Here is an 18,787-nt window from a genome sequence, read left to right on the forward strand (position 1 = left end):
GTTAACTTTTTCATGTTGATAAATTTTTAAATTACTGATATTGATAATATTAACAAAATATTGTTGCTAACTTTTTGGTTTTGAGTATAGTAAAAATGAAATAAATTTTGTTGTTTTATAGTTTCAAAATTATTCCATTTTTTTTCAAAAAACCATAAGCTACAATGAATGTGAAAACCTCCCCCGCACAACAAACTTTCACCCAAGAAGAAGCCTTTGAAGCCTCTCTAAAATACTTCAAAAATGATGACTTGGCCGCCCGTGTTTGGATTAACAAATATGCTCTCAAAGATTCTGATGGGAATTTGTTTGAACAATCCCCCAGTGATATGCACCGTCGTATTGCAAAAGAAATTGCTCGAATCGAAAAGAAATATGTCAATCCTCTATCGGAAGACGACGTTTTCGATTTAATTAAAGACTTTAAATATATCGTGCCTCAGGGAAGTCCAATGGCAGGTATCGGCAACCCTTATCAAATTGCTTCTTTATCCAATTGCTTTGTGATTGGAAATAGTGGTGCCTCGGATTCCTACGGTGGTATCATGAAAATTGACCAAGAACAGGTACAGTTGATGAAACGTCGAGGTGGTGTCGGTCATGATTTATCCCACATCCGCCCGAAAGGCTCTGCTGTGAAGAATTCGGCATTAACTTCAACAGGAATTGTACCTTTTATGGAGCGTTATTCCAATTCTACCCGCGAGGTGGCACAGGATGGTAGGCGAGGTGCTTTGATGTTGTCTATTTCAATAAATCACCCTGATGCTGAAGATTTTATTGATGCCAAGTTGGAAGCCGGAAAAGTAACGGGTGCTAATGTTTCCGTCAGAATTGATGATGAATTCATGAAGGCCGTAAAGGCGGGTTCGGAATATGTTCAAAAATATCCTGTTTTTAGTGATAGTCCTAAGTTTTCTAAAAACATTGAGGCCAATGCCCTTTGGAAAAAGATCGTGCATAATGCATGGAAATCCGCAGAACCTGGTATTTTGTTTTGGGATACCATCGCCAAGGAATCCGTGCCAGATTGCTATGCGGATTTGGGGTACAAAACCGTTTCTACCAATCCATGTGGGGAAATCCCGTTGTGTCCGTATGATTCTTGTAGATTGTTGGCCATAAACTTGTTTTCTTATGTTGAAGAGCCTTTCACAAAAAATGCAACATTCAATTTTGACTTATTCAAAGAACATGTGGCTTATGCACAGCGAATCATGGATGATATCATCGATCTTGAATTGGAAAAAATTGATGTAATTCTAAAGAAAATTGATGAAGATCCCGAAGAAGATGAGGTAAAAGCGGTGGAGCGAAACCTGTGGTTAAATATCAGAAACAAGGCCTACGAAGGTAGAAGAACTGGCATTGGTATTACTGCAGAAGGAGATATGTTGGCGGCTTTGGGTTTAAGATATGGCAGTGAAGAAGGAAATGCCTTTTCGGTAGAATTGCATAAAACTATTGCTTTGGAAGCTTATCGTGGTTCGGTAAGTTTAGCCAAGGAACGTGGGGCATTCTCTATTTTCGATTCCGATAGGGAAAAAGACAATCCGTTTATCTTACGCTTGAAAGAAGCCGATAGTCAATTGTATTACGAAATGTTGGAATACGGGCGTCGCAATATTGCATTGTTGACCATTGCGCCAACAGGGACAACAAGCTTGATGACCCAAACCACATCGGGAATTGAACCTGTGTTTTTACCGGTTTATAAAAGAAGAAGAAAGGTAAACCCAAATGATAAGGATGTTCGTGTGGATTTTGTAGATGAGGTTGGGGATTCTTGGGAGGAATACGTGGTATTTCATCATAAATTCAAACAATGGATGGAAGTGAACGGTATTGATACCACAAAAAATTATTCGCAGGATGAATTAAATGGACTTATCCAAGAATCACCATATTATCAAGCTACTTCCAACGATGTTGATTGGTTGAGCAAGGTAAGTATGCAGGGTGCTATTCAAAAGTGGGTGGACCATTCCATTAGTGTAACCATCAATTTGCCAAATGATGTGGATGAAGATTTGGTTGGTGAATTGTATGTCAAAGCTTGGGAGGTGGGCTGTAAAGGCGTAACGGTTTATCGTGATGGTTCGCGTTCGGGAGTATTGATTTCTAACGATGAGAAGAAAGAGGAGCAGCCACAAAACACGATTTTAACGGTATTTCCCAAAAAACGCCCGCAAACTTTGGAAGCGGATGTGGTGCGTTTTCAAAATAACAAGGAAAAATGGATCGCTTTTATCGGCTTGGTGGACGACAAACCTTATGAGATATTTACTGGTCTTGCTGATGACGAAGACGGAATTTTGTTGCCACGTTGGGTCAATCGTGGAGTGATTATCAAAAATAGAAATGAGGATGGATCGTCTCGTTATGATTTTCAATATAAGAATACTCGGGGATACAAAACTACAATCGAAGGGTTGTCGCATAAGTTCAACCCAGAGTTTTGGAACTATGCCAAGTTAATTTCAAGTACGTTAAGACACGGTATGCCTATTGATAAGATTGTGGATTTGATTAACAGTTTGCAGTTAGACAGTGCTTCCATCAACACATGGAAAAATGGTGTGGTACGTGCTTTGAAACGCTTTATTGAGGACGGCACTGAAGTAAAGGGGCAAACCTGTGATAATTGCAAATCAGAGAATTTGATTTATCAAGAAGGCTGTCTGACCTGTAGCGATTGTGGGTCTTCAAAGTGTGGATAGACTTTAGAATGAATATGAAATCGAAAGGGAGGCCAGAGTGCTTCCCTTTTCATTTATATAAAAGCCTTTAAAACCAAAAGAAAAGGAAGACTCAAAAAGGCGTCAATGATAAATAGTGTTGAAAATAGTTTAAATGTAGAAATGCCCAGTTTTCTGTAAAACAACAATTTTCGTTTTGACAAGGTTTCGGTGGTAATGTGCCAAAGAAAAATCACTAGAAAAAATTTTATTAAAAACAAAGGGAAAAGGCCCAATCCGATAATGGAAAGCAATGCATTTATTCCAAAAGACCATAGAAATAAAGGCCGGTAAAACAGAAGGATGGATGAAAACTGTTGCATGGTAAATAATGTAACGGTTTTCACTGGGAATTATTTTTTGGTTTCAGCCATATCTGTTTCTCGTGAGCTCTCAAAATTCATAAATTATCGTATTTTTGATGTCCGATAAAAAAAGCAGATGTTAGATAAGTTAGAGATAGTAAAGCAACGTTTTGACGAGGTGAACGATTTGATTATCCAACCGGATATCATTTCTGACCAAAAGCGATACGTAGCATTGAATAGGGAATATAAGGATTTGAGAGTACTCATGGAAAAGCGCGATTCCTATATCGAACTGACAGATAATTTAAAGGAAGCTGAGGAAATTATAGCTGATGGAAGTGACGCCGAAATGGTAGAAATGGCCAAAATGCAGTACGATGAAGCTAAGGAAGGTATTCCGAAATTGGAAGATGAAATCCGCTTTTTACTGATTCCTAAAGACCCCGATGATGCGAAAGATGTTGTGGTCGAGGTAAGAGCAGGAACAGGCGGGGACGAGGCTAGTATTTTTGCAGGTGATTTATACAGAATGTACACTAAATATTGTGAAAGCAAAGGTTGGAACGTTAGTGTTGTGGACTTAAATGAAGGTACAGCTGGCGGTTTTAAAGAGATTATTTTTGAGGTGAGCGGTGAGGAGGTTTATGGCACAATGAAGTTTGAGGCTGGCGTGCATCGTGTGCAGCGTGTGCCTCAAACGGAAACTCAAGGTCGGGTCCACACCAGTGCGGCAACAGTTGTTGTATTGCCTGAAGCAGAGGAGTTTGATGTGGAATTGGATATGTCCGAAGTGCGTATTGAGCGTACCACTTCAACAGGACCTGGTGGGCAATCCGTGAACACCACTTATTCTGCCATTAAGTTGCACCATGAGCCTACCGGAATGATCGTAAGTTGCCAGGACCAAAAATCCTCACACAAAAACTTAGAAAAGGCGTTGAAAGTTTTGCGTTCTCGATTATACGAAATGGAACTGGCAAAAAAACAGGCGGCCGATTCCGAAAAACGAAAAAGTATGGTGTCTTCTGGTGACAGAAGTGCAAAAATTAGAACTTACAATTATCCGCAAGGCAGAGTGACCGATCACCGCATAGGATTAACCCTCTACGATTTACAGAATATCGTCAACGGTGATATTCAAAAGATTATTGATGAATTGCAACTGGCCGAAAACACAGAAAAGTTAAAGGCTAGTGATGAAACGATTTAGCTATTGGGTGATTGGGTTTTAGGTTTTAGGAAAAGTTGTTAGAGGATGAGGAATTTTAGAGATTTAGATGTTTGGAAGGATTCAATTGCCTTAGTTAAAGAAATTTATATCCTGATTGATAAGCTCCCGAGTTCTGAGAAGTTTGGTTTAAAATCTCAAATTTCTAGATGTGCGGTTTCGATACCCGCAAATATTGCTGAAGGTTCGGCTAAAGATTCTCAGAAGGATTTTATTCGGTATTTACAGATTAGTTTGGGCTCTGCCTTCGAACTTGAAACACATATTATAATTTGTAAAGAACTTTCTTTTATTTTACCTAAAGACGAAAAAGAGATTATGGAAAAGCTGAATATTCTTCAAAAAAGGATAAATGCCTTGATAAAATACTCTAAAAGTCAAATTTAAACTAAATAACCAAGAGCAAATACCTAATGACCCAAGATCTGCTAATTTCAGAAATTAAAAAAAAGCAATCCTTTCTTTGCATTGGATTGGATGTGGATTTAAATAAAATTCCAAAGCATCTTTTAAAAGAAGATGATCCAATATTCGCTTTTAACAAGGCCATTATTGATGCTACACATGATCTTTGTGTGGCATATAAACCTAATACTGCATTTTATGAGGCCTACGGACTAAAAGGTTGGAAAGCACTTGAAAAAACTATCAATTATTTAAAGGAGAACTATCCAAATATTTTCACAATTGCAGATGCAAAGCGTGGTGATATTGGTAATACCAGTACCATGTACGCTAAAGCGTTTTTTGAGGGTTTGGGGTTTGACTCCGTCACGGTTGCGCCTTATATGGGAAAGGATTCGGTGGAGCCGTTTTTGGCATTTGAAGACAAGCATACCATCCTTTTGGCATTGACTTCAAATCGAGGAGCTTTTGATTTTCAAACAAAACTTGTGGACGATATAGAAGTTTATAAACATGTATTGGAAACTTCAAAAACCTGGAAGAAATCCGAAAACTTAATGTATGTTGTTGGTGCTACAAAAGCAGAATATTTGGCCGATATCCGCAACATTATTCCCGATAGTTTTTTATTGGTACCCGGAGTTGGTGCTCAGGGAGGTAATCTTCAAGAGGTATGCAGGTACGGGATGAACGATTCCATCGGGCTTTTAATAAACTCGTCTCGAGGTATTATATATGCTTCCAATGGAGAGGATTTTGCAACTGCGGCCACTGAGAAGGCCAAGGAACTTCAAACACAAATGCAAAAGGAATTAGAAAGCTATTCCTAAATTTAAATTGAAAATATTCCTAATAAGAAAGGGTTCAATTTTGAACCCTTTTTTGCTTTTAAGGATTGTCTAAAATGGCCAAATAAGTGGCACTAATAGCAACGATATGATGAAGAACATTAATAAAAGCGGTGCGCCAACTTTGAGATAGTCCATAAATTTATAGCCACCCGCGGACATCACCATGGCATTGGTTGTTGTGCCTATTGGTGTTAAAAATGCAGTGGATGCGCTAATGGCAACCACAATCATAAATGGGGCAGGGGATAAGTCTAATGAATTTGCTGCCAATATGGCAATCGGTGCCATCAAAACTGCTGTTGCGGAGTTATTAATAACCTGACTAAACGTTGTTGTCAATAAAAAGACCCCTCCTAATAGCGCAATAGGGTGGATGGCTCCTAAATAATCCACGAGCCCGTTGGCAATGATTTGTGCTGTACCTGTTTTTTGCAAAGCTATGCCCATTGGAATCATGGCTGCAATCATCACTACACTGGTCCAGCTAATGCCTTTATATGCTTTTGAAATAGGTACACATCCTGTAATCAGTACTACACCGGCAGCAATTAATGCGGCTATTGAACCCGGAACTAATTTAAGTACCATAAGCACAATCATCAATATTAGGGCGCCCAAGGCTATATAGGATTTTGTTGTGAGATTTTCGACATTCTTTGCCATTCCTTCCGGACTACCTATAATTACTAAGTTTTCATGTTGTTTCTTTAAATCGTCAATGTTTTCCCAAGAACCTCTAATTAAGAAGGCATCTCCTGATTTTACTGTAATCTCTCGGTCCAAAATAGGCTGTCTGTTTCTTGAAACCGCTAAAAGTTGCAAGCCAAAACGTTTAAAATACGCCCCGATCTTATATTTTCTGCCAACCATAATGGAGTTGGGATTGACGATTACTTCGGTCATCCCTACCTCTTGGTTGATGAGGTTGTTTTTAAGCTCGTCCGTAATAGGTTCTAGTGGTAAAAGCCCCAGCCTGAAAGTAATCATCATTCTGTTAATGGCTTCCGTTTCACCCTTTACGGTAATGATATCGTGGTACATGAATTCTGTACTAGGGTCTGGAAATTCTATAAAAGTTGGTATTTTTTTAAGAACATTAGGGTGCCTTCTTCTTAACCGAATAATTTCAACGTTATAATCTTCTTCAAAGTTCCAATTTTCTATTTTGGTTTTCAAAAGGGGAGATATAGAACGTACACGTAAACGATAATAACCACTATCCACCTTATAAGCTTCAATCCACTGGTGGAGGGTGGTTTCAATATTTACCGGTTTATTATTGGTTTTGTTTTTTGGTAATAATTTATAGCCAAAATACCTGAAATAGAGCAATGCAATGATTAAAAGAGGCAATCCAATCAAAGCAAATTCAAAGAATGAAAACCCATCAAAGCCGGCTTCTATTAATGCATTACTGGCAATGATGTTAGGCGGTGTACCAGTTAAGGTTAGCAAACCCCCTGTATTAGAACCAAAAGCAACGGGCATTAGCATTTTAGACGGTAATGTGCCAATGCTCCAAGCTGAAGAAATCGTTAAGGGCATTAAAGTTGCTACTGTACCTGTATTGCTCACAAAACCCGATAGTACGCCAGCTCCTAGGGAAACGATTACCAATAGCTTAGGAACACTTTTTCCTGCCCACTCTACAAACTTTTTACCCGCCATTGCCGTCCAGCCTGTCTGGGAGATACCTTCACCAATAATGAAAAGGGCAGCAATCATAATTACAGTCGGGTTGCTAAAACCACTTAAAGTCTCTTTGGAATCCAATATTCCAGTTAAGTAGAGGCTCAGCATAGAAATAAGAGCAACAATATCAGGTGTGAATTTCCCCCATACGAATAACGCAATCGTTATTACGAGTATAGCAAGCATCAGGTACATCATGGTTTTATGTAGTTATGTGTTAATTACTGTGTAAAATTACCTAGCCTTACCCCCAATTAGTATGACTAATGTCATGCTTTTTTGATGAGTGTTAGTTTTCAATAATTATTATTTTTAACGCAATTGAAATGCTAAAAATATATTCGAAAACGCTTTCGTGCGGTAAGTTTGGCAAATAATATCGTAATTTTATTCAGAATTTTAGGAAACGCTAAAGTTTTTGTCAAAAACATTGTAAATATATGAAAGTAGATATTCTTGCAATTGGCGCCCATCCCGATGATATTGAATTAGGTTGTGGTGGTACAATTGCAAAGGAAATTGCCCATGGAAAAAAAGTAGCCATTATCGATTTAACAAGGGGTGAACTCGGTACGCGCGGCAATGCTGAAATAAGGGCTTCAGAATCGGAGGAAGCCTCAAAAATACTTGGCGTTGAAACACGAATTAATATGGGGTTTGCCGATGGGTTTTTTGTAAATGACAAAGAGAATCAATTGGCTCTTATAAAAATTATTAGAAAGCTTAAGCCCGAAATAGTGTTGTGTAATGCAGTTGAAGATAGACATATCGACCATGGAAAAGGGAGTAGCTTGGTTAGCGATGCTTGCTTTTTGAGCGGTTTAATAAAAATTGAAACTGAGAGTGAAGGTAATAAGCAAGAGCCTTGGCGACCAAAATGTATTTATCATTATATCCAATGGAAAAATTTAGAACCAGATATTGTTGTGGATGTTTCTGGATATATCGATACCAAAATGGATGCGGTCTTAGCTTATAAAACGCAATTTTACAATGAATCCATTAAGGCACCAGACACCCCAATTTCCAGTAAAAACTTTACAGACAGTATTATTTACCGCGCCAGGGATTTAGGGAGACTGATAGGGGTAGAGCATGGCGAGGGCTTTACCGTGGAACGCTACCCAGCAGTGGACAGTTTGTTTGATTTAAAATAACAAACTGCCCTTCAAAAAATAAAAAAACGTTTTGCAGACCAAAGGAAATAAATTACATTTGCACTCGCATTTATGGATGCAATAAATGGTGGCTCTGATTCGATTGGTTGGAGCAGTGCCTTTGCAAAACTTTTTTAAAGTTTTAATGAAAATATACGGTGGTTGTAGCTCAGTTGGTTAGAGCGCCTGATTGTGGTTCAGGAGGTCGTCGGTTCGAGACCGATCTTCCACCCAAAACAAAAGCCTCTCGGTTTCCCGAGGGGCTTCTTTTGTTTTTGGTGCAATGTTGTCCGGCTTTGAGTTGTAAGCTTCCGATAAAAAGTTTAAATCCTATTTGATGCATTTCAGGATTCCTGCTATGTTCCCGAATTGTTTTTTCTTGGCATCTCTTTCAAGGTATCCTTCGTCGGTATACCACCTTACTTTTTCAATTTCTGCATTTTCAAGTTTATTAAAGGTTGCGTCATCCATGGTCGCCGAGCTAATTGCGGTCCAAATGGTAGTACCGCCAGAATCTGAAAAGTCAGAAACTACAGTCTTGTTAAATTTTAGTTTGATTACTTCTCCCGAAATTGACTTTAGCATAATAATTCCTCCTTCATTGATAACGAACATTTCGTAAGAAGTCAACCGGAATACAAGATACCTAGTATTATCTACTTTTCTAGCTTTGGCCCTGACACTGGCTCCAGTTCCGATACCTGTTGATATAAGGTCCGCTTTTGTTATACTAACCCCTTTAGTCTCTAAGATTTTTTCGTTAGTAAAATCGTCGGTTTCATTGATATGGTACTTACAATTTTGAGCAAAAGACAATGATCCGGTCAGTAAAATTAGGAGGGTAAAATTTTTCATGTTGATTTATCAGTGGAATTATATAAGGTTAATAGCTACATACATCTATAATGCGTGAGCAAAATAATACAATTATTAAGTCCATCAAAACTACAGAGATAAAATGTGCCACCTTAAAGCATTCAAATATGATGGTTGGATCCAATCCAAGTTAGAGATGGGAGTTTTTTAGGTTTCGTTCGGCATACGAAATATTAAGGCCTTTCAAGAAATTGAAAGGCCTTGTTTTAGTTGGCTATTTAGTTTTAGGTTATTGTACTTTTATTACAATGAAATTAGTACGTCTGTTAAGCTGATGTTCAGCTTCAGTACATCGAATTGTACCATCACAACCGTTTACCAATTGGCGTTCTCCAAAGCCTTTGTATTCAATTATCCTGGATTGGTCAATGCCCTCGGAAATTAAATACTGTAGCGTAGAATAAGCTCTTCTAGCGGATAATCTTTCATTGTATTCGCTTGGGCCCCTGGAATCGGTATGGGATTCAATTCTGATGGTCATTTCCGGGAAGTCATTTTTCATCAAGTCAATAATTTCCGCTAATCTATTAGCATCAACTTTTCTGATTCTTGAACTATCAAAATCAAAGTAAATAGGGGTGTTAAATTTGGCCAATAATGCCTTTGTTTTTTCGTCATCCATAGGGTCTGAAACGCCGTCTCCGTCTTCATTGCTATCATCGTCCGCGGAAGGAATTGGATTAATAGAGAAGTCTACGGTAACAGATTGCGCATCGCTAGGTAGTCCTTTTGTTGTAACTGAAACACTGTTTTCTGGGTAACCTTCTTTGTTAACTTTTACAATATAATCTGTGTTTCTGTCAATATTAATTTCGTATTTACCGTCTTCATCTGTTTCAACATAAACGATTTGAATATCATCAGCATCGGATAATTTTACCAGAGCATTGGCGATAGGCGTACCTCCAATGGAATCCATAACAGTTCCTTCCAATTTTAAACGTGGAATCCTATTAAAGCCATAAATATCATCATCGCCCATACCGCCTTCTCTGTTGGAAGCCATGTAGCCTGTTAGGCCGTCGTCATTCATAAAGAATGAAAAGTCGTCTTTGTTAGAATTTATAGGAAGTCCAAGATTTACAACACTTGACAGCAAATTGTTTTCATCATAAACCGTTGCGAAAATGTCCAAAAGTCCGAGGCCAAGATGTCCGTCGGAAGAAAAGAACAAAATATCTTCGCTATTGATAAAGGGAAATAATTCATTATCTTTCGTATTAATGATCTCTCCAGCATTTTGAAGGGGCCCGAAAGTACCGTCGTCATTGATATCAACATAATAAATATCAGAACCGCCAAAACCACCGGGCATATCGGAAGCAAAATAAAGCTTGGATTCATCATTGCTTAGAGCAGGGTGACCGACGGAATATTCGGTGCTGCCAAACGGTAATTCCTCTAAATTTGTCCATTCCCCATCTACTAATGAAGCACGGAAAATTTTAAGATTGCTGATACCGTCCTTATCTTGTTTTAAGCCATATTTTCCAAAGTTGTTTCTCGAGAAATACATGGTTTTGCCATCTTTGGTAACAATCGCAGGACCGTCATGAAATCTTGAATTGACATCTCCTTTCAATTTTGATTTATGATGAATAATGGTATCGGCATCTTTTTTGGTAACATACATGTCCAAAAAAGGCTGTTCGTTCCATGCATATTTATGTTTTATTAAAGCCCCTTCATTGACACTAGAAGCGAAATATACTTGACCATTTCTTTCAAACGCACCAAAATCGCTAAATGCGGAGTTGATATTTACTTCCTTAAGGATGTATTTGTTCTCGGCGTTAAATACGGCAGTGATAAAATCCGGGTCTCTGGAAAGCTTGTTCTTTTCAATAATACCCCCGGCATCCTTAAACTTTTTTAGCCAAACTCTAGATTCCTTATAGTCCTTTAATCCTCTTAAGGACTGGGCGTACTTATAGTAATATTCAATCGGAACGTTTTCCTGTTGTACAGCTTGCTTATAATACACTACTGCGCTATCAGGATTTCTCATATAAGCGTAGCAGTCTGCTAAGCGTCTTAAGGCATAGGCTTTGTTATAATCTTTTTTGACTAATTTTTTATAAGTTTCGGCGGCATCAACAAAAGCAAATTTATTAAACAGACTGTCCGCCCTTTTCTGTCTACCCTCTTGCGCGCTAACGCCAAAGAAGGTTAAAACTGCCAGACAAAATAGTAAGTAATGTTTTAGTTTCATAGGGGTCTTGTTTTAATTAAATAAGCTAGGCTATGGTTTATGTATACACACGAACACTAAACTTAATTGGTGCCCTTATTCCATTTTTACAACAATAAATTGTGTTCTACGGTTTAATTGGTGGTCGCCTTCTTCACACTTAGCACCATCCTCGCAACCATTAGTCAATCGTCTTTCTCCAAAACCTTTATGCTCGGTAATACGGTCTGCCTCGATGCCTTTTGAAATCAAATACTCATATGTAGCATTCGCTCTGTCGATAGATAATCGATCATTGTACGAAAGAGATCCTCTTGAATCCGTGTGGGACTCTATCCTGATGACCATTTCAGGGTAATCCTTAGTCATCAGACCAACAATTTTATCCAATTCTTTTTTGGCATCTTCCCTGATGCGGTTACTATCAAAATCAAAATATATCGTATTCAAACTCAAATCCGCAAGTACTACAACTTCTTGTTTCGGATTAAGTATGAGATTGGCAACAATTATAGATTCAATACTCGATAAACGTTTTGATGTAAACTCTCGGTAATCATCAATATATTTATTCTGACTTCCAACAATTTTATAGTCCTTGTTTCTGTCAATGTTGATTTCGTAAAAGCCATCTTTGTCCGTTATCATATCAGCGATTTGGTTTCCATCGGCATCCAATAACTTGATTTTGGCATTAGGGATTGGTTTCGTATTGATGGCATCCACCACTTGGCCTCTCACATTAAGTAAGGGTTTGCGGTAAAATTCGTAGATGTCGTCACTTCCTCGGCCACCTCTTCTGTTAGACGAAAAATAACCTGTAAGGCCGTCAGGATTCATAGAGAAACTGAAATCGTCTTTTTCAGAATTTACGGGAACGCCAAGGTTTACGATATCAGCAATATTTCCGTCGTCATCTGTAATGGTGCCATAAATGTCCAAGAGACCAAGGCCAAAATGTCCGTCTGAAGAGAAAAACAAAATCCCTTCATTATTAATAAATGGTGTGCCTTCCTTATCTTTAGTATTGACAATTTCGCCAACATTTACAGGCTCTCCCAATGTGCCGTCAGGGTTGATATCTACGTAATAAATATCAGAGCCCCCGTAGCCACCCGGCATATCTGACGAAAAATAAAGTCTTGTATTGTCATTGTTCAAAGCAGGGTGTTGTGTTGAAAAATCTTTGCTGTTGATGGATAAATCTTCAACATCAGTCCAAATACTATCTTTAAAAGTAGCACGGTAGATGTTCATATTGCTCACCCCTTTTTTGTCGGTTTCCTTGCCAAATCTGTTAGCCTTATTTCTTGAGAAATACATGGTTTTGCCATCATTGCTAATGGTTACAGGGCCGTCGTGGTAAAGCGAATTTACATCGCCTTTTAGCTTATAAGTATAGTCTGGCCTTCTTTTACTTCCTTTTTCGGTGACATAGATATCCAAGAAAGGTTGTTCGTTCCAACCATACAATCGCTTAACGGCAATTCCTTCGTCCCTGGAGGAAGTAAAATATATCTTCCCGTTATGTTCCAGAGCGCCAAAATCACTAAATTTTGAATTGAGACGTGTTCTTTTTAAAAAGTATTGTTTTTTAGCGTTGAATACATGCGAAATAAAATCCAAGTCCCTTTCAAAATCCATAGTATTGGACACACCTCCAGAATCCTTAAAGCGTTGTAGCCATTCTCGGGATTCATCATATTTTTTTATACCTCTCAGCGATTGGGCATAACTGTAATAATACTCAATCGGCACATTCTTTTGCTTAACCACCCTTTTGTAATAGCGGGAGGCCATTGCAGGATTTCGCATGTAGGCATAACAGTCTGCCAATCTTCTTGTGGCATAATCTTTATTATAATTTTTCCTAATAAGATCTTTATAAACCTCTGCTGCTTTAACAAACGAAAACTTATTGAACAAGGTGTCCGCACGTCTTTGTCTTCCTTGTTGCGCGAATGCTGTTGAAGTCATTACTAATATGAGAGAAACTAATATGTAGTTTTTAAATTTCATAATAATCTAATGCTGTTATTTAGAAATATCTAGGTGACTTAAGTTTAGAACTTACAAATTTGAATTCGTATATTAATAGTGCTTCATGGGTACCACTGGTATAGCTTCTAATTTCAGAAAATGGATGCTCATAGGAGTATCCAATGCGAAGTTGCGGAGATATTTGAAAATCTAAAAACAGTCCCAAGGCCGCCGTATCCTGATTAATTCTATAGGATCCACCTAACCAAAATTTCTCATCATATAAAAAACTACTTGTTAAATCGAGAGAAAGGGGTGCTCCGTTGGTTGCTTTTAATAGGGCAGAGGGTTTTAATTTGAACTTTTCGCTTAGATCGATAACTACACCCGCTGTAGCGTAGTAACTTATACGTTCCAAGGCTTCAAACCCCTCATTCTTATTTCTATCAGTATTTAGTACTCTAGGAGCAGAAACTCCAACATAAACTCTATCAGTACTCCAATAGACTCCTAAACCAATATTCGGCGTCCAAACTCTTTGGTATCCTCTAAAAAAGTCATCTGCAACTATGGTAGGGTCATTTAAAAATTCTGCGTCCAGACTATACTGCGTAAAGCCTCCTTTTAAGCCAAAAGCCAAATTTCCTTTTGCCCCTGTTGGAATGGTATATGAAAAATCTCCATATAGATATGTGAAGTTTTCGTAACCCAAGTCGTCTTCAATAAAGGTAAGACCTAGTCCAATCCTGTCATTCCTCAAAGGCGTATGTATGGATAAGGTTTGCGTAATAGGACCACCATCAAAACCAACCCATTGGCTTCTGTGCAACGCAATAATACTTAAGGCTTCCCTACTTCCCGCATAGGCCGGGTTAATAGAGATTGTGTTATACATGTACTGGGTAAACTGGGGCAACTGTTGTGCAACCCCAACCGTACAACTGAATAACGCAAAAGCGATTATGTAATGTTTAATAAGTTTCATAGGTTAAAAGTTTATTATTTGGTTCCTATATAGAGAGGGCCAGTGTAAGGTGGCAATCCACTATCTTTCAGTGTTATAATATAATAGTACGTTCCGTTTGGCACTGTTCCTGATGCTCCAACTGAAGCTTTATGAGCAATACCTCCCCAAGAATCACGTCCGGTAGCATTGGCAGAATCTTCCTCACCAATTCTATAATCGCTAGATTCATAGATTAGGGCACCCCAACGGTTGAAAATTTTAAGTTCAGCTGTAAAGCCACATAGCTCAATTCCTGTAATATCGAAGGAATCGTTAATGCCATCCCCATTTGGAGTTAAGGCTTTCGATACCACCACATCATTGTCCTCACATGGTAAGACGATACAATCTGGCGTAATCTTCATACTGAACTCAGTGATATTGATACAGCCACTATCCAATCCTGTATATCTGAACACATACTGAATGGACTCAGTTCCTGGACGGAAATCTAATGATGGCTGAAGCGTTGTAGGATTGAATAGGCTTCCATTCAATTCTGCATCCGTATCTCCTTCAATCATTTCCCAAGTACCTTCCTTGTTGTCAGAAGTTAAGAAATCATCCAATTCGATGATACCATCATCGTGACATCTATCAGGACCTGTAACTTGAGTAATAACTTCATCCAGCATCACATCAAGAGTTTGTGTATAAGCTGCTTCATTACCACAGTCATCTCTTACTGTCCAAGTTCTTACAATCTGGTAATCCTCAAATACTGTGTCATCAAAACCATTAACCTCATTAAAGACTACGGTTATGTCAGTAGAGCAATTATCAGTGAAATCCACACTTGGTGCATCCGGTATATCGGTACAACTTACTGTCAGATTCGCTTCAAACGCCGTTGAAGGTACTGGTGCTGTGGTATCTACAACCGTAATAGTTTGGGTATAAGATACCGACAATCCACATTCGTCAGTTGCTGTATAAGTACGTGCAATAGTATATGAACCTTCGCAAGCTCCAGCGGTATTTACATCTTCAACAGTTACTGATGCAGTGCCACAATTATCGGTTGCAGTAACATTTTCCGGATCTGGAATAGCATCACATTCTGCCGTTACATCTTCGGGTAAACGTCCTTCAAAAGAAGGAGCAGTAGTATCCTCAATGGTAAAGGTAGCATCTCTTGTTATTGCGTTACCACACTCATCTGTAAGCGTAAACGTTACTGTTTCAGTACCCGTAGCTCCGCAAAGGTCACTCAATCCAGAACTGTCGTTTGTTACCGTTGCACTTCCACATGTATCAGTTCCTGAGAAGGATGTCAACCATGTTGCAAAAGCACCACTCGCATCAGCTGTACCATCGCATTCTACAGTCATATCCACTGGAACATTAGTCCAAGTTGGTGCAGTAGTGTCTACTATTCCGAAAGTGGCTTCCATTTCAATGGAATTTCCGCATTCGTCGGTAAGCGTAAATGTTACAGTTTCAGACGCCGTGGTTCCACAAATATTTTGTAAGCCAGAACTATTGTGAGTAACTGTAGCTGTCCCACAAGTGTCTTCACCTGAGAATGAGGTCAACCACGCAGCAAAAGCACCGCTTGGGTCTGCAGTTCCGTCACACTCCACGGTCAAATCAGATGGAGCAACAGTCCAGGTAGGATTGGTCGTATCCTCTATGGTGAAGGTTGCATTTTTAGTGATAGAGTTACCACATTCATCAGTTAGGGTAAATGTTACGGTTTCAGAACCGGTAGCGCCACATAGGTCGCTCAGTCCGCTGCTATTGTGCGTCACGGTTGCTGATCCACAAGAATCCATTCCTGAGAATGAAGCTAACCATGTGTTGAAAGTAGCAACATGATCTGCCGTGCTATCACACTCCACTGTCATATCTTGTGGCTCGTCGGTCCAAGACGGTGCAGTGGTATCTTCAATGGTGAATGTAGCTGTGGTGGTACTCGAGTTATTACAATTATCAGTTGCTGTAAATGTAACCGTCACTGCACCGGTAGCTCCACAAAGGTCGGACACGGACGTAAAGTCATTACTCCAAGTAACATCACTACAATCATCACTTGCCATAGCACCTCCATTTGTGGTTAACCAGTTATTCAGGTCAGCCATATTTCCCGCACCATCACATTCAACGGTACTATCGGAAGCTGGTGTTGAAATATTTGGTCCAACAGTATCCTTGATCAAATATGTAGCAGAGGTAGTACTTGAATTACCACATTCATCTATAGCTGTGAACGTTACCGTTAGCGCCCCGTTGTCACATTTTACGGCATCGTCGGCGCCGTAGTCGTTGGTCCAGGTCACCGAGCTACAGCTGTCGGTAGCGGTAGCACCTGCATTGTTGTTCAACCACGCATTAAGCTGGTCCTGTGTATTTCCAACGCCGCACTCTATTTCGATGTTGGCGGTATTTGTATTGTCTATTACCGGATTTGTAGTGTCCTCTATGGTGAATGTCGCATCTGCAGTAATGAAGTTGCCACACTCGTCGGTAAGGGTGAACGTCACCGTTTCGGTACCGGTCGCCCCGCAAAGGTCGCTCAGTCCGCTACTGTTGGTAGTCACGGTAGCCGTTCCACAGGTATCCGAACCAGAGAAGGAGGCCAGCCAGTTGGCAAAGGCACCGCTAGGGTCGGGGGTACCGTCGCACTCCACGGTCAAATCCGCAGGGGTGTTGTCCCATGTTGGGTTGATGGTATCTTCAATAGTGAAAGTCGCATCGGCAGTTATGAAATTGCCGCATTCGTCCGTAAGGGTAAATGTTACGGTCTCGGTACCCGTAGCGCCACAAAGGTCGCTCAGTCCGTTGCTGTTATGGGTCACTGTAGCCGTACCGCAGGTATCCGAACCAGAGAACGAGGCCAGCCAGTTGGCAAAGGCGCCACTTGGGTCTGGAGTACCGTCGCACTCTACGGTCAAATCAGATGGAGCAACCGTCCATGTAGGGTTGGTCGTATCCTCTATGGTAAAGGTAGCATCCTTGGTTATGAAGTTGCCGCACTCGTCCGTAAGCGTAAATGTTACGGTCTCGGCACCCGTAGCGCCACAAAGGTCGCTTAGCCCTGCACTGTTGTGGGTAACGGTAGCAGAACCACAGGCGTCAGATCCTGAGAAGGAAGCCAACCAAGTAGCAAAAGCGCCACTTGGGTCTGGAGTACCGTCACATTCCACTGTCATATCTTGTGGCTCGTCGCTCCAAGTAGGGTTGGTTGTGTCTTCGATCGTAAACGTAGCCGTAGTGCTGTTAGAGTTGTTACAGGCATCGGTAGCGGTAAATGTAACCGTTACTGCACCGGTAGCCCCACAAAGGTCTGACACGGACGTAAAGTCGTTGGACCATGTAATTGAACTACAGTCGTCGCTGGCTATTGCGCCACCGTTGTTGTTCAGCCATGTGTTCAGGTCTGTCAAGTTGCCCGAACCGTCGCATTCCACCGTCTGGTCGGCTGCTTGGGTCGTGATATTAGGCCCCACGGTATCCTTAATAAGATAGGTGGCGGATGTTGTAGAGGTGTTGCCATTGGCATCTGTAGCTGTAAAAATAACAGTAATAGCTCCATTGTCACATCTCACGGCATCGTCTGATCCGTAGTCGTTAGTCCATATAATTGTATTACAATTGTCTGTAGCTGTTGCGCCTGCATTGTTGTTCAACCACGCATTGAGCTGGTCCTGTGTATTTCCAACGCCGCACTCTATTTCGATGTTGGCGGTATTCGTATTGTCGATAGTTGGATTTATATTATCTTCTACTGTCACGGTAGCAGTACAGGTGGATGAATTGCCATTATTGTCAGTTACTGTTAAAGTTACAGTGTTAGCGCCTACATTAGCACAAGTTAGTACTGTTGTGTCCAAGGATATGGATGCAATACCACAGGCATCATTTGAACCATTATCGATGTCAGTTGTGGTAAAGAAAGCATTACCAGAATCATCTAATTGAACAGTAATATCTTGACAGATGGCTACTGGTGGCACGTTGTCTTCCACTGTAACAGTTGCAGTACAAGAAGAGGTATTGCCGTTATTATCAGTCACTGTAAGCGTCACATTGTTTGCGCCCACGTTGGCACATGTAAAGTCGGTAATATCCAGGGCCAGCGACTGAATGCCGCAGGCGTCGTTGGATCCGTTGTCGATATCCGCCGTTGTGATTGAGGCATTTCCGGAAGCGTCGAGCTGTACGGTGATGTCCTGACAAATGGCCACAGGCGGTACGTTGTCCTCCACAGTAACGGTAGCGGTACATGTAGATGTGTTATTGTTGTTGTCCGTAACGGTAAGGGTTACCGTATTCGTCCCTACCTCTGCACAAGTAAACGCAGTGGTGTCCAGGGCCAGCGACTGAATGCCACAGGCGTCGTTGGAACCGTTGTC

Annotated in this window: 12 protein-coding genes and 1 tRNA gene; 6 read left to right on the forward strand and 7 right to left on the reverse strand. The window is 40.3% G+C overall.

Going from position 1 to position 18,787, the window contains the following annotated elements; translation table 11 throughout:
* Positions 1-164: 164 nt before the first annotated feature.
* Positions 165-2,720 (forward strand): adenosylcobalamin-dependent ribonucleoside-diphosphate reductase, encoded by a 2,556-nt coding sequence (locus ACFSR8_RS05290; RefSeq protein ID WP_380289785.1) that lies wholly within the window; start codon positions 165-167, stop codon positions 2,718-2,720.
* A 53-nt stretch (positions 2,721-2,773) separates the two neighbouring features.
* Here ACFSR8_RS05290 and ACFSR8_RS05295 read toward each other — a convergent pair whose 3' ends face one another.
* Positions 2,774-3,085 carry a hypothetical protein gene (locus ACFSR8_RS05295; protein ID WP_380289787.1) on the reverse strand — a complete coding sequence of 104 codons (312 nt, stop codon included), beginning with the start codon at positions 3,083-3,085 and terminating at the stop codon, positions 2,774-2,776.
* Positions 3,086-3,179: 94 nt separating this feature from the next.
* Between ACFSR8_RS05295 and prfA the strand changes: the two genes are divergently transcribed.
* From prfA to pyrF, 3 genes are read left to right on the forward strand one after another with little or no spacing between them, the layout of a single operon-like run.
* Complete coding sequence (gene prfA, locus ACFSR8_RS05300) at positions 3,180-4,256, forward strand: peptide chain release factor 1 (RefSeq protein ID WP_380289789.1); 1,077 nt, start codon at positions 3,180-3,182, stop codon at positions 4,254-4,256.
* A gap of 45 nt (positions 4,257-4,301) precedes the next feature.
* A complete protein-coding gene (locus ACFSR8_RS05305; RefSeq protein ID WP_380289791.1) occupies positions 4,302-4,661 on the forward strand; it encodes a four helix bundle protein in 360 nt (119 codons plus the stop codon).
* A gap of 26 nt (positions 4,662-4,687) precedes the next feature.
* Positions 4,688-5,509 (forward strand): orotidine-5'-phosphate decarboxylase, encoded by an 822-nt coding sequence (gene pyrF / locus ACFSR8_RS05310; RefSeq protein WP_380289793.1) that lies wholly within the window; start codon positions 4,688-4,690, stop codon positions 5,507-5,509.
* 69 nt (positions 5,510-5,578) lie between these two features.
* Here pyrF and ACFSR8_RS05315 read toward each other — a convergent pair whose 3' ends face one another.
* A complete protein-coding gene (locus ACFSR8_RS05315) occupies positions 5,579-7,408 on the reverse strand; it encodes an SLC13 family permease (RefSeq protein WP_380289795.1) in 1,830 nt (609 codons plus the stop codon).
* Between the two features lie 254 nt (positions 7,409-7,662).
* Between ACFSR8_RS05315 and bshB1 the strand changes: the two genes are divergently transcribed.
* Positions 7,663-8,379, forward strand: a complete 717-nt coding sequence (bshB1, locus tag ACFSR8_RS05320) for a bacillithiol biosynthesis deacetylase BshB1 (protein WP_380289797.1) — start codon at positions 7,663-7,665, stop codon at positions 8,377-8,379.
* Positions 8,380-8,536: 157 nt separating this feature from the next.
* A tRNA-His gene (locus ACFSR8_RS05325) sits at positions 8,537-8,612 on the forward strand.
* A 97-nt stretch (positions 8,613-8,709) separates the two neighbouring features.
* Here the strand turns inward: ACFSR8_RS05325 and ACFSR8_RS05330 are convergent.
* From ACFSR8_RS05330 to ACFSR8_RS05350, 5 genes are all read right to left on the reverse strand, one after another.
* Positions 8,710-9,234, reverse strand: a complete 525-nt coding sequence (locus ACFSR8_RS05330; RefSeq protein WP_380289799.1) for a hypothetical protein — start codon at positions 9,232-9,234, stop codon at positions 8,710-8,712.
* A gap of 250 nt (positions 9,235-9,484) precedes the next feature.
* Positions 9,485-11,467: an OmpA family protein gene (locus ACFSR8_RS05335; RefSeq protein WP_380289801.1), complete on the reverse strand. Its 1,983-nt coding sequence runs from the start codon at positions 11,465-11,467 to the stop codon at positions 9,485-9,487.
* A gap of 75 nt (positions 11,468-11,542) precedes the next feature.
* Positions 11,543-13,465 carry an OmpA family protein gene (locus tag ACFSR8_RS05340; protein WP_380289803.1) on the reverse strand — a complete coding sequence of 641 codons (1,923 nt, stop codon included), beginning with the start codon at positions 13,463-13,465 and terminating at the stop codon, positions 11,543-11,545.
* 19 nt (positions 13,466-13,484) lie between these two features.
* Positions 13,485-14,411: a PorP/SprF family type IX secretion system membrane protein gene (locus ACFSR8_RS05345; RefSeq protein WP_380289805.1), complete on the reverse strand. Its 927-nt coding sequence runs from the start codon at positions 14,409-14,411 to the stop codon at positions 13,485-13,487.
* A 14-nt stretch (positions 14,412-14,425) separates the two neighbouring features.
* On the reverse strand, positions 14,426-18,787 hold a 4,362-nt coding region (locus ACFSR8_RS05350; protein WP_380289807.1), incomplete at its 5' end, for an HYR-like domain-containing protein.

Origin of the sequence: Hyunsoonleella rubra (assembly GCF_042684665.1) — a bacterium.
Lineage (GTDB): Bacteria > Bacteroidota > Bacteroidia > Flavobacteriales > Flavobacteriaceae > Jejuia > Jejuia rubra.

Excerpts from the sequence above, each read along its gene's own strand:
- ACFSR8_RS05290 (WP_380289785.1), top strand. The coding sequence starts at position 165 with ATGAATGTGAAAACCTCCCCCGCACAACAAACTTTCACCCAAGAAGAA.
- ACFSR8_RS05330 (WP_380289799.1), bottom strand. The coding sequence starts at position 9,234 with ATGAAAAATTTTACCCTCCTAATTTTACTGACCGGATCATTGTCTTTT.
- ACFSR8_RS05305 (WP_380289791.1), top strand. The coding sequence starts at position 4,302 with ATGAGGAATTTTAGAGATTTAGATGTTTGGAAGGATTCAATTGCCTTA.
- ACFSR8_RS05335 (WP_380289801.1), bottom strand. The coding sequence starts at position 11,467 with ATGAAACTAAAACATTACTTACTATTTTGTCTGGCAGTTTTAACCTTC.
- ACFSR8_RS05315 (WP_380289795.1), bottom strand. The coding sequence starts at position 7,408 with ATGCTTGCTATACTCGTAATAACGATTGCGTTATTCGTATGGGGGAAA.
- pyrF (WP_380289793.1), top strand. The coding sequence starts at position 4,688 with ATGACCCAAGATCTGCTAATTTCAGAAATTAAAAAAAAGCAATCCTTT.
- bshB1 (WP_380289797.1), top strand. The coding sequence starts at position 7,663 with ATGAAAGTAGATATTCTTGCAATTGGCGCCCATCCCGATGATATTGAA.
- ACFSR8_RS05345 (WP_380289805.1), bottom strand. The coding sequence starts at position 14,411 with ATGAAACTTATTAAACATTACATAATCGCTTTTGCGTTATTCAGTTGT.
- ACFSR8_RS05340 (WP_380289803.1), bottom strand. The coding sequence starts at position 13,465 with ATGAAATTTAAAAACTACATATTAGTTTCTCTCATATTAGTAATGACT.
- prfA (WP_380289789.1), top strand. The coding sequence starts at position 3,180 with ATGTTAGATAAGTTAGAGATAGTAAAGCAACGTTTTGACGAGGTGAAC.